General features: G+C 62.4%; 10 protein-coding genes. 5 read left to right on the top strand and 5 right to left on the bottom strand.

Annotated features, from left to right (window positions below; genetic code table 11):
- Positions 1 to 64: 64 nt before the first annotated feature.
- The 4 genes from D6201_RS03775 to D6201_RS03760 all read right to left on the bottom strand — a co-directional run bounded on the left by D6201_RS03775 (position 65) and on the right by D6201_RS03760 (position 5,515).
- Positions 65 to 889 carry a M10 family metallopeptidase C-terminal domain-containing protein gene (locus D6201_RS03775; RefSeq protein WP_165853488.1) on the bottom strand — a complete coding sequence of 275 codons (825 nt, stop codon included), beginning with the start codon at positions 887 to 889 and terminating at the stop codon, positions 65 to 67.
- 103 nt (positions 890 to 992) lie between these two features.
- Entirely contained in the window at positions 993 to 2,015 is a 1,023-nt protein-coding gene (locus tag D6201_RS03770; RefSeq protein ID WP_120047609.1) for a D-alanine--D-alanine ligase family protein, read from the bottom strand.
- Between the two features lie 63 nt (positions 2,016 to 2,078).
- Positions 2,079 to 2,906, bottom strand: coding sequence for an NTP transferase domain-containing protein (locus D6201_RS03765; RefSeq protein ID WP_120047608.1), 828 nt, complete (start codon positions 2,904 to 2,906; stop codon positions 2,079 to 2,081).
- Positions 2,907 to 2,917: 11 nt separating this feature from the next.
- On the bottom strand, positions 2,918 to 5,515 hold the full coding sequence (locus D6201_RS03760) for an Rne/Rng family ribonuclease (RefSeq protein WP_120047607.1): 2,598 nt from the start codon (positions 5,513 to 5,515) through the stop codon (positions 2,918 to 2,920).
- Positions 5,516 to 6,018: 503 nt separating this feature from the next.
- On the opposite strand from D6201_RS03760, the gene D6201_RS03755 reads away from it, so the two are divergent.
- From D6201_RS03755 to prfB, 3 genes are all read left to right on the top strand, one after another.
- On the top strand, positions 6,019 to 6,888 hold the full coding sequence (locus D6201_RS03755; protein ID WP_120047606.1) for an N-acetylmuramoyl-L-alanine amidase family protein: 870 nt from the start codon (positions 6,019 to 6,021) through the stop codon (positions 6,886 to 6,888).
- Between the two features lie 77 nt (positions 6,889 to 6,965).
- On the top strand, positions 6,966 to 9,515 hold the full coding sequence (locus tag D6201_RS03750; RefSeq protein WP_120047605.1) for a penicillin-binding protein 1A: 2,550 nt from the start codon (positions 6,966 to 6,968) through the stop codon (positions 9,513 to 9,515).
- Positions 9,516 to 9,601: 86 nt separating this feature from the next.
- On the top strand, positions 9,602 to 10,729 hold the full coding sequence (gene prfB / locus D6201_RS03745) for a peptide chain release factor 2 (protein ID WP_120047604.1): 1,128 nt from the start codon (positions 9,602 to 9,604) through the stop codon (positions 10,727 to 10,729).
- 3 nt (positions 10,730 to 10,732) lie between these two features.
- On the opposite strand, the gene D6201_RS03740 is transcribed toward prfB, so the two are convergent.
- Positions 10,733 to 12,829: a penicillin acylase family protein gene (locus D6201_RS03740; RefSeq protein ID WP_120047603.1), complete on the bottom strand. Its 2,097-nt coding sequence runs from the start codon at positions 12,827 to 12,829 to the stop codon at positions 10,733 to 10,735.
- Positions 12,830 to 12,940: 111 nt separating this feature from the next.
- Here D6201_RS03740 and D6201_RS03735 point away from each other — a divergent pair, with 111 nt between their 5' ends.
- On the top strand, positions 12,941 to 13,735 hold the full coding sequence (locus D6201_RS03735; protein ID WP_120047602.1) for a class I SAM-dependent methyltransferase: 795 nt from the start codon (positions 12,941 to 12,943) through the stop codon (positions 13,733 to 13,735).
- Positions 13,716 to 15,122 carry an NAD(P)H-dependent flavin oxidoreductase gene (locus tag D6201_RS03730; protein ID WP_120047601.1) on the top strand — a complete coding sequence of 469 codons (1,407 nt, stop codon included), beginning with the start codon at positions 13,716 to 13,718 and terminating at the stop codon, positions 15,120 to 15,122. The genes D6201_RS03735 and D6201_RS03730 overlap by 20 nt, the downstream gene beginning before the upstream one ends.
- Position 15,123 lies beyond the last annotated feature (1 nt).

Raw genomic sequence — 15,123 nt, 5'->3', positions numbered from 1 at the left:
GCAGTTAAGAAAAAGGCCGCCCGCACCGGAGTGCGCGCGGCCCTTTCGTCGTCGGTATGCGATCTTACGCGAAGATATCCGCAAAAGGCACGTAATCGAGGTTCTCGAAGACGATGCCCTGATCGACCACGCCATCGCCATCGATATCGACGCCGAAGAAATTGCCGTCGACCACAAAGCGCGAGTCGGCATCGATGCCGAGATTGCTGAGGTCGATACGGTCGATACGGGCTTCGAAATCGGTGATCGTGTCGGTGCCGCCCTGGTCGAATTCTCCGAAGAAGCGGTTTTCGTCACTCAGGAAGACGAACGTGTCCGCACCGGCATTGCCGGTCAGCGTATTGTTCAGCCCACTGGTGACGATGACATCGGCAAAGGCCGTGCCGATCGCATTCTCGATATCCGCGCCGTAGGCGATCGAAATGTTGTTGTAGTTGAGCGCCGCGATACCCGTAACGCCCCAGTCATTGGCGATGCTGGTGGCATTCGCGTTTTGGAAGCTGGCGGAAACCGCATCGATGGAAGCCTGCGACGTAGGCGAAATGTCCACGCCGATCTGCTCGCCATAGGCGGCGCGATTGGCGTTCACCGTATCGGCATCGGGTGCGGCGATACCGCCGGACGAGAAGTGGCCGTCCCGCAGATCGATCACGCTGCCACCACCGAAGCCGGAGAAGTCCAGCGTGTCTTCGCCGTCGGCATTCCGGATGGTCAGCGCCGGATAGTGGTTGATATCGAAATCGAAGACATTGCGGCCCGCGGTCGAATTGAAACCGTAAGTGGTGTCGTCCGTGCGGGTCGTCATGTCCGCGCCATACTTCTGCTGCGTGTATTCCTCTTGTCTGAAGCGCGAATTGCGCGCGCCGTTAGCTCCGCGAGCCATAGTCATCCTCCCCGAAGACGTAATGGCTCGCGACCCCGCAATCCCGAGAAGGAAGTGGCAACGCAAATTACGGCGCTGGCAATAGGCTTTCGTCCGAATTTTAAGGAGTTTACCGTCCCGCGATGAGACCGTGCCGCGCCCAGCATTCCGCCAGCAGCGTTTCCAGCAGGTCGGCATGGCTGAACCCGGCCTCCGCCGCGGCCTTTGCCATTACCTTCTCGCTCCACAGATTGCAGTTGAGATTGATCTCGATGAAACTGATGTCGCCGGTCTTGAGGTCCACGCGAAATTCGATGCGGCCGTAATCGAAGGGTACGAATTCGCGCGCGACCTTGCGTGCCATTTCCTCGACCTTGGCGGCAAGGTCCGCATCGTCGAACCGCTTTAGTGCGGCTTTCTCGGTATTGGGGACGAGGTCGCGCTTTTCGTAATAGGTCCACAATTTCTGCGTGTTTTCGCGCTCATACCAAAGCATGGGGAGCGCCGTAGGTGTGTTGTCGAGCGTGATGAAGGCGCACTGCACGTCGTATCCGTCCAGATAGGGCTCGACGATCGCGTCGTGGCCCTGGCCGTGAATATTGGCGATGGCGTTGGCGACGCCGTTCCAGTCATGCGCGTCCGATATCCCCCAGCTGGCGGAGGACGCATTGGGTTTGATGACCCAGCGACCGTCGGGAGAGGGCGGCAGGTCCGCTTCCTGGACGGGACCGCCGCGGCGATAACAGAACCACGGCGCTGTCGGCACGCCGGCATGGACGCAGGCAAGCTTCGAAACCGATTTGTCGTCTCCGAGCCCGCGCAGGAACGGCATCGCGCCGAGATACGGGATGCGGTGCATGTTGCACAGGATCGGGATCAGCATTTCGCTGTTCACGAAACCGCCGCGATTGAGCAGCGGAAACACGAAATCGATAGTTTCCGGCCGCTGGAACAGCACATCGTAGCTGTTGGCAAATTCGAGGTTCAGGCCGAGATTTTCGAGGCTGGTGCGCACCTCGTGGTGGTAGATCGCATGATTGCCGTCTTCCGGATGCATCCCGCCGCCCCATAGCGCGTGCTTGGCCATGAAGAGCGTGCGCACACGCTCCTTGGCCTCATCGGGAATTCGCAGGGGCTGTATGGTGGTTGTCATGAGCGGGCCTCTTGCGGCTATCTGTTTCGCGCGCTTAGGACCGGGCCAAGCTGGGCGCAATCCTCATGCGTCGGGCACGATGACCGGCTTTGCGATATCCATGCCGAGCCGCCGGCCCAGCACCCATTCGGCGACCGCGTATGTGCGGGCATTATCGACATCCACCGCCAGCGCGCCGTCCTCGAAGACGACCGGCTTCAGCTCGAGGCCGAAGCGTTTGCTCAGACGCTCCATGCCCTCGCGCAGAGTGATACGCCTTGTCGCCATCAGAATGATGTTCCACAGGCCGAAAGCGCGGATCATGCGGCCCTTGTTGGACATGAATTGCCCGCCTTCGCGGAACACTTCCGCCGCAGCCAGGCTCTTGCGACCGTTCAGACCGAACAAATTGCAGCTGGCATAGCCGGCATCCTTGAAATCGTAAAAACCGCGCTGCCCCTGGCGATGCACGGCCCAAACGCGTTCGCGCGTCGTCAGGCTGATGATCCCGTCACTTGTCGCAAGCGTCGCGCGCGCCTGTTCGAAGCCTTCGTGCGTCAGCAGGACATTGTCCGCCGTCGTGACGATGAAGGCGCGGTCCTCGCCCTTGGTTGCGTGGATCACGCTTTCGACGATGTTCTTGTCCGAGTCCACCAGCTCGATCGGCACGCCCCGGTCCCGAAACTCCTCGAGAACCGGGGCCACAGCCTCCTGCCCGTCAGGCTCCAGCACCACCCTGATTGCCTCGATGGCGGGCAGGGTGGTGAGGATTTCCATGACATGCGCGATCAGCGGACGCTCGCAGATCGGCACCAGCGCCTTGTGGCTGACGCCGGCACGCTCGGCGAGAGGATTGACCACCCCGGTGCGCTGCGCGGCGAGCAGGATCACGGTAACTGGGGTTTCGGACATGGCCCGATCCGTCACTGGCCGAATGTGCGCTGCCACCAACCGCCGCGCTTGGGTGCGCCGTCTTCGGACTTCGCTTCGGCATCCCCGTTTGCATCGTTGGCGGCGGGCTTTTCCTTGGCCTGCGGTGTCGGATCGCCTTCGAGCACCTCGGCGAGGACCGGCTTGTCGCCACCGGCGCTGTCATCCTTGGCCACCGCTTTCTTGCGCGTGCGCTTCGGCTTGGGCTTTTCTTCGGCCTCGGCTTCGGCCTTCTCCTCGGCGGGCGCTTCGTCCGCTTTCTTGCGACGAGACTGGCGCTTGGGCTTCGGCTTTTCCTCGGCCTTGGCGTCTTCGGCGTTTTCGGCATCGGCCCTCTTGCGACGCGTACGCTTCGGTTTCGGCTTTTCTTCGGCCTCCGCGTCCGCTTCAGGCGCTGCCTCGGGCTCGTCTGCCTTTACGTCATCCGCCTGGTCGTCGGCCTTGCGCGATCGGCCGCGGCCGCCACGGCTGCGCCGCTTCTTCGGCTTTTCGTCTTCTTCGCTATCGTCATCGGAGCTTTCCTCATCGGAGGGCTGCTCTTCGGAGCTGTCGCCATCATCCTGCTGGCGGCTCTTGTTACGGCCGCGGCCACCGCGACGGCGACGCCGACGCTTCTTCCTCGGCGCGCCATCATCATCGGCGTCCTCGGCAGAGTCTTCCGGCGACGTATCGTCCTCGTCCTCTTCCTCGTCATCGACGATGGTTTCGAATTTCGGTGCATTGGCAGGCTTCGGGCCGGACGAAGCGACGCGCATCTTCGCGCCTTCGTCCTCGCCTTCCGGCTCTACCGCGACCGAGACGCCGTAACGCTGTTCGATCTCGGCGAGGTCGGCGCGCTTGGTGTTGAGCAGGTAGACCGCAGCTTCCGTGGAAGCATAGAGCGTGATGACCGAGCCCTTGCCCTTGGCCGCCTCGTCTTCGATCAGGCGCAGGGCGGAAAGCCCGGCGCTGCTGGCCGTGCGGACAAGGCCGGTGCCGTCGCAATGCGGGCATTCGCGCGTCGTGGCTTCCAGAACGCCGGTGCGCAGGCGCTGTCGGCTCATTTCCATCAGGCCGAAACCCGAAATGCGGCCAACCTGAATGCGCGCGCGATCGTTCTTGAGCGCATCCTTCATGGCACGCTCGACCTTCCGGGCATTCCCCGTCCGGTCCATGTCGATGAAGTCGATCACGACCAGCCCAGCCATATCGCGCAGGCGCAGCTGACGGGCGATTTCCTTGGCCGCTTCCAGATTGGTGTGGAGCGCGGTCGCCTCGATCCCATGCTCCTTTGTGGAGCGGCCCGAGTTGATGTCGATCGACACCAGCGCCTCGGTCGGGTTGATGACGAGGTACCCTCCCGATTTCAACTGCACCACAGGCTCGTACATCGCCTTCAGTTCGTCCTCCGCGCCGTAGCGCTGGAAGAGCGGCACGGGATCGCTGTAATGCTTCACCCGCCGCGCATGGCTGGGCATGAGAAGCTTCATGAAAGACTTGGCGGCCTTGTAGCCGTCCTCACCCTCGACCAGCACCTCCTCGATTTCGCGATTGTAGATGTCGCGAATGGCGCGTTTGAGGAGGTCAGAATCCGAATGGATCATGCTCGGCGCGCTCGATCCCAGCGTACGCTCGCGAATTTCGTCCCACAGCCGCGCGAGGTAATCGAAATCGCGCTTGATCTCGGTCTTGGTGCGGGAAAGGCCGGCCGTGCGCACGATCAGGCCCATGCTTTTGGGCAGCGAAAGATCGCTTACGATCTGCTTCAGACGTTTGCGATCGGAACCGCTGTTGATCTTGCGCGAAATGCCGCCGCCATGGCTGGAGTTGGGCATCAGCACACAATAGCGGCCCGCAAGGCTGAGATAGGTGGTGAGGGCGGCACCCTTATTGCCGCGCTCTTCCTTCACGACCTGGACGAGCAGCACCTGCCGGCGCTGGATAACGTCCTGGATCTTGTAGCGACGGCGAAGCGCCTGGCGCTTGGCGCGCGCTTCGTCGATTTCCTTGGCACGGCTGCCGCGGCCACTCTTACGACCTTGCTGACCCTTGCCGCCACGACCGCGACCCTGCCGACGTCCACGACCGCGGCCCTTCGGCTTGTCGTCTTCCCTATCGCCGTCGTCGCTTTCGTCGTCGTCATCCTCGTCGTCGCTGTCCGCGTCGTCGAGATGGCCTTCCTCGATGGTGGCAACGTCGTCCTTTTCGGACGTATCTATTTCTTCGAGAACGGCGTCGTCTTCATCGACCGCCTCTTCCTCGGGGGATGTGGTGGCATCCTCTTCATCGTCCTCGGCAGCGCGAAGCTGCGCCTCTTCTTCCGCGGCTGCGGCCTCTTCGGCGAGCAGCTGAGCGCGATCGTCTGCCGGGATCTGGTAGTAATCCGGGTGGATTTCACTGAAGGCAAGGAAGCCGTGACGATTGCCGCCGAAGTCGACGAAAGCCGCCTGCAGGGAGGGTTCGACCCTCGTAACCTTGGCTAGATAGATATTGCCCTTGATCTGCTTGTGTTCGGCAGATTCGAAATCGAATTCCTCAATCCGGTTTCCCTTGAGCACCGCCACACGCGTTTCTTCGGTGTGGCGCGCATCGATAAGCATGCGCGTTGCCATTGAATTGTCTCCGGGCAGAAACATGCGAAGCGGTCAGGCCGGTTGAAGCCGCGCCGATACGCCGTGTCTGCCGATATGTGTGAACCCCGGCGCTGATGTGCCGAGGGGAAAAGATCGCGCCGCTGCCATGTCGCTTGGAAAAGCGGTGGCGGGCGGGCTTGCGAAACGTGTCTACCGCTATGCGAAGGCGCAGCATCTGTAGCTGCGGCATGGGAGCGACACCCGCCACGCGCCCTTGCGGGTGCGTTGTGGCAGTGTTGCTCTTGCTTTGCATTGCGGCATCAACCTGTAATCTGTGTCGGGCATCGGCGAGTGCCGCCCCGTAAGGCTGAAAAAGCGCATCTGAAAAGATGGCTTCGCCAGCGCGCAAACGGCTAGCATCCGGGGATAGTCTCGGCAACCTTGTTGCGCGCTTTGGTAAAAATCCCTTGGCATCAACCCCGCAATAGGCGCTAGGTCCGAGGCGAAAACGCAACAGGGCAGAGGGGTTTCGATACACCGCCGTGTCTCACCGCATCCAGATAGGACTGCTTTTCCTGCTGCCGCTTTTGCTGGTGGGCGGGCTGTATGTCTGGGGTAAAAGCGTGCCGGTGCCGGTTCTCGGGCGCAACTACGTGCTCACGATCCTGCTGCCGGAAACCGAAGCCGCGCTCGACCTGCCAACGATCGAGGGGCCGCAGGATGCGTCCCGCCCGCTGGTGGTAATCGATCCCGGCCATGGCGGGCCCGATCCCGGGGCGGTGGGTGCGCGGTATCGCGAAAAGACGATCGTTCTCGCCCTTGCGCGCGCCCTGCGCGACGAATTGCTGGAGGAGGGCGGCGTTCGCGTTGCCATGACGCGGGACGAGGATCGGCTGATCGTACTCGAAGAGCGTGCCGAAATCGCCCGCGCTTTGGGAGCAGATCTGTTCGTGTCGATCCACGCCGACTCCGCTGGCGACAAGGAAGGCGTGGAAGGCGCGAGCATCTATACCCTGTCCGAAACTGCATCCTCCGAAGCGGCGGCGCGCTTTGCGCAGCGAGAGAACGATGCAGACATTGTCAACGGCGTGGATCTTTCCACCAACAATGCCGCGGTGAACGCGATCCTGGTCGAGCTGTCGCAGCGCCGCACTTCGGAACGCAGCGCGGAGTTTGCGAGCCTGATCGAGCGGGAAGGCGAGGGCGCGCTGCGTTTCCATCCCGAACCGCGCCGCTCCGCCGCGCTTGCCGTGCTGCGCGCACCGGACGTTCCTGCCGTGCTTTACGAGGCGGGCTTCATCTCCAATCCGGAAGAAGCGCGCGCGCTTGCGTCCCCTGAAGAGCAGGAGCGTTTCGCCGAGGTGATGGCGCGCGCGATCCGCATATATTTCGCCCGCCAGGCCGGCGCCTGATCGAAGGCAAAATTTCGCGATGAAACGCGCGCATTCATTGTGGCCTCATCTTCGATGCCCATGCTAGAGCCCCTGCCATGAGTGACAATATTTCCGCTGAGGCCGATAGCGGCAATGGCTTTACCCGGCGCATTTCGCGCGGGGGAAGCGGCGCATGGACCAATGTGCGCCATGCCTGGGAGACGCGGCGCTGGTTCCGCGTGTTGTTCTATGCGTTGGGCGGCGGCTTGCTGCTGGCGATCATCGGCTGGTTCTGGCTCGCACACGATCTGCCCGATGCCGAAAAGCTGCTCGATTATGAGCCCAACCTGCCCAGCGTCGTGCGCGGCATCGATGGTGAGATCGTGCACCGTTACGAGCGTGAGCGCCGGGTCGAGCTGCAATTCCGCGACATGCCGGAGCAATTGCTCAACGCCTATGTTTCGGCCGAGGACGAGACGTTCTGGAGCCATAACGGCATCGATGTGGGTGGCTTCACCAATGCCGTGTTCGATTACATGTCGAAGCTGGGTTCGGGCGAGCGTGCGGTGGGCGGATCCACCATCACCCAGCAGGTCGCCAAGAACATCCTTGTCGGCAACGAATATTCCGTCACTCGCAAGCTGAAGGAAATGATCCTCGCCACGCGCATCGAAGGCGTGCTGGAGAAAGAGGAGATCATCACCCTTTATTTAAACGAAATTCCGCTCGGTCGCCGCAGCTTCGGCGTGCAGGCCGCTTCGCTCGCCTATTTCGACAAGGACGTGGACGATCTGGAACTGCACGAGATGGCGTATCTCGCCATCCTGCCGCGCGCGCCCGAGGAATATAGCCGCGAACGCAATTTCGATATCGCGCGGGAGCGTCGCAATCTCGTTCTCCGCCAGATGGAGGACAATGGATATATCACACAGGCGCAGATGAACGCGGCGCAGGCGCAGCCGCTCGGCATCGTGCAGGGGCAACGCCAGCAGCGCAGCGCCGATGCGGGCTATTTCCTCGAGGAAGTGCGCCGCCAATTGATCGGTCTTTTCGGCGAGGAAAGCGAAGACGGTCGAAACAGCGTCTATGCCGGTGGCCTGTGGGTGCGGACCTCGCTCGATACGGAAATGCAGGATGCCGCGCGCGATGCCCTGCGCGGTGCGATGCTTCGCTACCAGGGCAATCGCGGCTGGAGTGGCCCGATCGCGACGATCAATCCGGACAATGGCGACCTGATTGCGCAATTGCGCAGTTCGTATCTTTCGATCAATTACGAGGACTGGCGCGTCGGCGTCGTGACGCAGCGCGATGGCGGCTCGGCGACGATCGGCTTCACCAGCGGAGAAGAAGCGCCGCTGTCCAATGTGCCCAATGATCTTGCGGTCGGCCATGTCATCGCCGCCTCGCCCAGCGGCAATGGCTGGCGCGTGCGCACCGTGCCCGAAGTGTCCGGCGGCTTCCTTGCCATGCAGCCCGATAGCGGGCGCATCCTCGCCATGCAGGGCGGGTTCGACAGCCGCCTCGGCGCATTCAACCGCGCAACACAGGCCAATCGCCAACCCGGTTCGACGGTGAAGCCCTTCGTTTACGCAACCGGCCTCGACAACGGGATGACCCCGGCGACGATGGTTCCGGACAAGCAGTACTGCTATTATCAAGGCGGTAATCTGGGCGAGAAATGCTTCACCAATTTCGGCGGCAGCCGGGGTGGCGGCGAATATCCTATGCGTTACGGGCTCGAGCAGTCGAAGAATCTGATGACGGTCCATATCGCGATGGATTCCGGCATGGAGCAGGTCATCGACACGTTCGAGAATGCCGGCCTGGAACCCGAAGGTGTTGATTATCAGCCCTATCCCGCCTTCGCGCTTGGTGCGGGCGACACTACGGTCGAGCGGATGACGGCGGCCTATGCCATGCTCGTCAATCACGGACGGCTCAACGAACCGACGGTCATCGACTACGTCCAGGATCGCGATGGCAAGGTCATCTGGCGGGCGGACGAGCGTGAATGCACCGGCTGCAACATGGATGAGTACGATGGCGGCGCGATGCCGCGTTTCGGGCGCACCGGGCGGCAGGTGATGGATGCGCGCACCGCGTTCCAGACCGTTCACATGCTCGAAGGCGTGGTTCAGCGTGGAACCGCAACCCGTCTGCGCGATCTCGATATTCCGCTGTTCGGCAAGACCGGGACGAGCACCGGGCCAACCAATGCATGGTTCGTCGGCGGATCGCCCGACATCGTGGCGGGCACGTATCTCGGCTTCGATCAGCCGCGCAATATGGGCGGTTATATCCAGGGCGGGAACACCGCCGCACCCATTTTCAAGAGCTTTGCCGAGCAGGTGAAGGACCGCTTCAGCGGCAGGCCATTCATCGCGCCCGATGGCGTGCGCATGGTCCGCATCGATCGCCGCACCGGCCGCCGCGTGTTCGATGGCTGGCCCACGGGCGAGCCCACCGCCGCGGTGATCTGGGAAGCGTTCAAGCCCGATACCGAACCGCGCCGCAGCCAGCGCCAGGACGAGATCGACGCCATGCGCGAAGTCATTCTGGCCCAGCTCCGCCGCCGCGAACGCGGACCCGCCGTCTCCAGCCGCCGAAGCCAGGCGGAGGAAACCGAGCCGGAAGATTTCGCCGAAGAACAGGGCGGCATCTACTGACCGGCTCGACTGGCTACGCGATGACGGGGCTTTCGCTGACCCGCGCGCTCGGCTAGTCGCGCCCTTCAATTGTCTGGAGAAGCAGCATGCGTGCCGAAGGGCAGGCCCATATCGACCGTATCCAGGCCGCGCTGGCGCTGGTCAAGAAATCGCTCGATTGGGAGCATGCGCTGCGCCGCCTCGACGAGCTAGAAGCGCGTGTGCAAGACCCGGACCTGTGGAATGACCCGAAGCAGGCGCAGGCGATCAGCCGCGAGCACAAACAGCTTAAGGATGCGGTGGAGACCGTGAACGAAATCTCCTCCGAAATGTCCGACGCGGTCGAATTCGTCGAATTGGGCGATGCCGAAGGTGACGACGACGTGGTCGGCGAAGGGCTGTCCAGTCTGGAAAAACTCGCCATCCGGGCGGACCGCGACAAGGTGCAGGCTCTTCTCGGCGGTGAGGCCGACGGGAACGACACCTATCTCCAGATCAATGCGGGCGCGGGCGGAACCGAGAGCCAGGACTGGGCCGAAATGCTCATGCGCATGTATGTGCGCTGGGCCGAACGCCGCGGTTTCAAAGTCGAGACCGTCGAATATGCGGCAGGCGAGCAGGCGGGGATTAAGTCGGCTACCCTCCTGATAAAGGGCGAGAACGCCTATGGTTATGCAAAGACCGAAAGCGGCGTACACCGCCTCGTCCGCATCAGCCCCTACGACTCCTCGGCGCGGCGACACACAAGCTTTTCCAGTGTTTGGGTCTATCCCGTGATCGACGACGAGATCGATATCGAGATTGATCCCTCGGACTTGAAAGTCGATACCTATCGCGCGTCCGGTGCGGGCGGGCAGCACGTTAACACAACCGATTCCGCCGTCCGTATCACCCATCAACCGACAGGCATTGTGGTCGCCAGCCAAAACGATCGCAGCCAGCACAAAAACCGCGCGACCGCGATGAACATGCTGAAAGCGCGGCTTTTCGAGCGCGAGATGCAGGAGCGTGAGGCGGCGGCTGCCGGGGAATATGCGGAGAAGACCGAAATCGGGTGGGGTCACCAGATCCGCAGCTATGTCCTCCAGCCATATCAGATGGTGAAGGACCTGCGCACCGGCGTGCAGTCGCCCACGCCGGACGATGTCCTCGACGGCGATCTCGACGATTTCATCGCTGCCGCGCTCGCCCAGCGCGTGACCGGCGAGAAGGTCGATGTCGAGGACGTCGAGTAGGGCTTAGTCCCGCTCCAATGTTTCCGCGTAGACGGCGGCGGCGCGGACGGCGTCCGGTGTGAAGTATACCTCTCGCAGCTCACCCTCCGAAAAAAGAGGAAGCTGGTTGACGATCGCTTCCGGCCGATTCTCGAAATTGCCGTAAGGCAGAAGCGCCTTTGCGCGAGGCGTGTCATCAAATTCGACGACGGCGAGCCATCCGGTGCCGCCATTGAAGTCCGGCACCAGCGCATCGCTGCGGAAATTGAAATTCCCGGTGCGGAAGGCGCCGAGCTGGCCAAGCCCGAGATCGGACCGCAGGGTACCGCCTTCGCCATCGGGCACCCGCGCGACCGTCCCCCAAGGCAGGTCCAGCGGAATATTCGCTGCGTCGGCGCGTTCGACGGTCGCGACGAGCTGATCGACGGCAGCAATCGCCGCCGCATCGGAGAGCCCATTGCTCCACCTTTGCGGCTCGGCGATATTCCAGCGCTCTTCGTAAGCGAAATCGCCCGATTGCAAGAATGATGCGGCCCACAAGGTGAAAAGCGCGGCACCGCGACTCTCTGCATTGGTCGATCGATCCCACGCGGCCAGCACATCTGCGGCGCGCAATGCCTCTGGCCGCCCGTCGACGCGAGCGGCGGCCAGCAAGTCGTCGAGAATATTGTCCGCCAGCGTCAGCCTGGTGTCATGAGCGTAATCGACCATCTCCTGAAAGGTGATCGACTGGTCGGCCAGCAGCATCTGAAGGCCATGCTGCGGCCTCGCCTGCATGCTGGGCTGTACGAAATCCGCCGGGTAGTCGGCGGGATCGAGGGCGATGGGATAGGTTGCGGTAAAACCCGGTTCGTTGGAATTCTGGACAAAGCCGGAAGCGGGATCTGCGATGCGCAGAAGGCTTTCATAGGGGTGGTAGCCGGTCCACAAGGTGCTGGCGTCACCGCCGTCGATCACGCCGCTCCAGAAGGCCGCATCGCCTTTTTCCCTGACTGGGTGCAGGCCGCCCGACACGTAAAGAATGTCGCCCGAGCCATCCGCATAAATCGTGTTGAACATCGGATTCTGCAGGCGGGCAAGGGCGGCTTCGAACGTCGTGCGATTGTTCGCCTCGGCCATCGCGGAATATTGCGCGAAGGTGTTCGCATAATCCGGATCTCCGAAGCCTGCGATGCGCAGGGCGAACGCCTGCGTGCCGGATCGGGCGACGACCGGCCCGTGAACGGTCCGTAGGATCGGTATCGCGCGCTCCGCCATCGAGCCGTCGGGCATGGCTATGTCTAGAGTATGCGATGTTACATTGAAGGCACGCTCGGCCCCATCGAAAATATACCCGCCGCCAGGCGTCAGTTCCACGGCATAGGTGTCGGCATTGTCCAGCGTATTGACCGTGTGCGTCCAGCCCAAATCGTGGTTGAACAAAATCGTCGCCTGCGGCTGGCCGAGCAGAGCAACGCCGTAGATGTTCGTATTCTCGGCCATCACATGCGTTTCAAACCAGGTGAAGACGCCGTCCCACGGCAGATGCGGATTCATCAGCAGGAGGGAATTGCCGCTGGCGGAGCGAGAAGGAGCGATGGCCCAGCCGTTCGATCCCCGCTCCCCGACATCCGCCTGCTGCAACCGCGACGCCCTGAATAATTCACGCCCGGCGACGAAAGTCAGGTAAAGCGTGGATTGTGAGTGGGCGACCACGTCCTCGGCGGTGATCGGCAGACCGCGTTTGCGGCTCTCGGTCAAAGCCTGCGGGTAGGCGCTGAAAAACGCATTGATGCCGTCAACGTAAGCGTCGATACGCGCGCGTTCTTCCGGCTCCAGCGCGGCCATCAAGCCCGGAAGTGCGGCAGGCAGGCCGCTGGTCCAGATGATGGTGTCGTTCTGAACGTAATCCGGTCCCCACAGGCTTGCTGCGGTGCCGCGCGCCTGCACCAGCAGCTCCACCAATTGATCGGGACGTCCGCGTGCCTGTGCCCAGCCTTGCGCATAGGCGGCATCCACGTGGCTCTCAGCCGCGATATGCGGCACCCCCCATTCGTCCCACGAAATGGTAGCATCCTGCGCGGCTGCCGGCATGCCCATGCAAATGGCGGCAAGCCCAATAGAATAGGCGGCGATCTTCATGGCTCTCTCCCCGGTTTCGTACTGTATGCGCCGCCGCTTGCCCTGCGACAAGGGGACAGGCCGCGAACGGCCTTTGCCTTGACGCACCTTGCTCGCTAGAGGCCGGAGGTGATGAAGAGAGGCTCTCTCCCTAAGCTGCTGACCGGTCTGGCTGCCTGCCTGGCGGTGACGGCATGCGATACGGCCGAGGACAACCGTCCGCCCACGAGCCGCGATTTCCCGCGCCCCTATCGTCCCGTCTCGGAAACCGGCTCCAACGCCTTTTCCACCGAGCAGATCCGCGACGACCGCCGCGAAGCGCAGACGGTGATGGATCAGGCCGCGATCACCGAGGGGATGACCGTTGCCGATATCGGCGCGGGCGAAGGCTATTACACGGTTCGCCTGGCCGAGCGGGTCGGCGCCGAGGGGCGCGTGCTGGCGCAGGACATCGATGATGGCGCGCTGCGCCGCTTGGGCAGCCGGGTCGAGCGAGAACGGCTCGACAATGTCTTTGTCACCAAAGGCGATGTCGACGATCCCGATCTGCCGGAAAACAGCTTCGACCGGATCTTCATGGTCCATATGTATCACGAGATTACCGAACCCTATGCGTTTATCTGGCGCATGCGCCCGGCGCTTCGCGAAGGCGGGCAGGTGATCGTCGTCGATGTCGATCGCCCGGCGGACCAGCACGGCATCGATCCCAATTTGCTGTTTTGCGAATTCGAGCGGGTGGGCTATCGCCTCGTGGAATTCGTGCGCAAGCCGCAAATCGCTGGATATTATGCACAATTCGAGGTGGCGGGCGAACGTCCCGAGCCTCGCGATATAGAGCCCTGCGTGCAGCCGGGCGAGGATTACAACGAATTGACCGTCACCGATGACGGCATCGCAGAGGGCGCAAATGGCATTCAAGGGTCTTAAACCCATCATGTATGGCGGCAATGAAGTGTGGCCGCTGATCGAAGGCGGGAAGGGCGTTTCGGCGACCAACCACGCCAGCTCCGGCGCGTGGGCGGCGGCGGGCGGTATCGGTACGGTCAGCGCGGTGAACGCCGACAGCTACGATGCCGAGGGCAAGATCGTCCCTCAGGTATACGACGCGCTGACCCGCAAGGAGCGGCACGAGCAGCTGATCCAGTATGCGATCGACGGCGCCACGGCGCAGGTCCAGAAGGCGCACGACATCGCCGGCGGCAACGGTGCGATCAACATCAACGTGCTGTGGGAAATGGGCGGCGCGCAGCAAGTGCTCGAAGGGGTGCTGGAGCGAACCAGGGGTCTCGTGACCGGCGTGACCTGCGGGGCGGGGATGCCCTACAAGCTGGCCGAAATCGCGGCGCGATATCAGGTCAATTATCTGCCCATCATCAGCTCTGCCCGCGCTTTTCGCGCCCTGTGGAAGCGTAGCTACCACAAAGTGTCCGAATTGATGGCCGCGGTGGTCTACGAAGACCCATGGCTGGCGGGCGGGCATAACGGGCTGTCAAATGCCGAAGACCCGAAAAAGCCGGAAGATCCCTATCCGCGCGTGGCAGCCTTGCGCGATACGATGCGCAAGGAAGGCGTTGCCGAGGACGTGCCGATAATCATGGCGGGCGGGGTCTGGTATCTGCGCGAATGGGAAAACTGGATCGACAATCCCGAGCTCGGCCAGATCGCATTTCAGTACGGCACGCGGCCGCTGCTGACCGAAGAGAGCCCGATCCCGCAGGAATGGAAGGACATGCTGCGCACGCTGGAAGAGGGCGACGTGCTGCTGCACAAGTTCAGCCCCACCGGCTTTTATTCCAGCGCGGTGAAGAACCCGTTCCTGTACGACCTCATCTATCGCTCAGAACGACAGATCGCTTTCACCAAGTCCGAGGAGGGCGAGCACAGCGCGCAACTCGATGTGGGCGTAAAGGGCAAGAATTTCTGGGTCACCCCGGAAGATCGCCAGAAAGCGCACAAATGGACCGAGGAGGGCCACACCGTTGCGCTCAAGACGCCGGACAGCACGGTCGTTTTCGTCACGCCAGACAAGCGTGACGAAATCCGCAAGGACCAGGCCGATTGCATGGGATGCCTGTCGCATTGCGCATTTTCGTCCTGGAAGGACCATGACGACTACACGACCGGCCGCCTTGCCGACCCGCGCAGCTTCTGCATTCAGAAGACATTGCAGGACATCGCCCATGGCGGCCCGGTGGACCAGAACCTCGCCTTTGCCGGCCACGCGGCGTATCGCTTCAAGACCGACCCGTTCTACTCGAACAATTTCACGCCGACGGTGAAGCAATTGGTCGACCGCATTCTGGCGGGGGACTGAT

The organism is Aurantiacibacter aquimixticola, assembly GCF_003605475.1.
In the GTDB taxonomy this organism is placed as follows: Bacteria; Pseudomonadota; Alphaproteobacteria; order Sphingomonadales; family Sphingomonadaceae; genus Alteraurantiacibacter; species Alteraurantiacibacter aquimixticola_B.
The sequence above is the reverse complement of the archived record's forward strand: the minus strand, read 5'-3'. Positions and strand labels throughout refer to the sequence as shown.

Bases quoted from the DNA above. Each gene is read 5' to 3' on its own strand.
- D6201_RS03775 (WP_165853488.1), bottom strand. From the start codon at position 889: ATGACTATGGCTCGCGGAGCTAACGGCGCGCGCAATTCGCGCTTCAGA.
- D6201_RS03770 (WP_120047609.1), bottom strand. From the start codon at position 2,015: ATGACAACCACCATACAGCCCCTGCGAATTCCCGATGAGGCCAAGGAG.
- D6201_RS03765 (WP_120047608.1), bottom strand. From the start codon at position 2,906: ATGTCCGAAACCCCAGTTACCGTGATCCTGCTCGCCGCGCAGCGCACC.
- D6201_RS03760 (WP_120047607.1), bottom strand. From the start codon at position 5,515: ATGGCAACGCGCATGCTTATCGATGCGCGCCACACCGAAGAAACGCGT.
- D6201_RS03750 (WP_120047605.1), top strand. From the start codon at position 6,966: ATGAGTGACAATATTTCCGCTGAGGCCGATAGCGGCAATGGCTTTACC.
- prfB (WP_120047604.1), top strand. From the start codon at position 9,602: ATGCGTGCCGAAGGGCAGGCCCATATCGACCGTATCCAGGCCGCGCTG.
- D6201_RS03740 (WP_120047603.1), bottom strand. From the start codon at position 12,829: ATGAAGATCGCCGCCTATTCTATTGGGCTTGCCGCCATTTGCATGGGC.
- D6201_RS03735 (WP_120047602.1), top strand. From the start codon at position 12,941: ATGAAGAGAGGCTCTCTCCCTAAGCTGCTGACCGGTCTGGCTGCCTGC.
- D6201_RS03730 (WP_120047601.1), top strand. From the start codon at position 13,716: ATGGCATTCAAGGGTCTTAAACCCATCATGTATGGCGGCAATGAAGTG.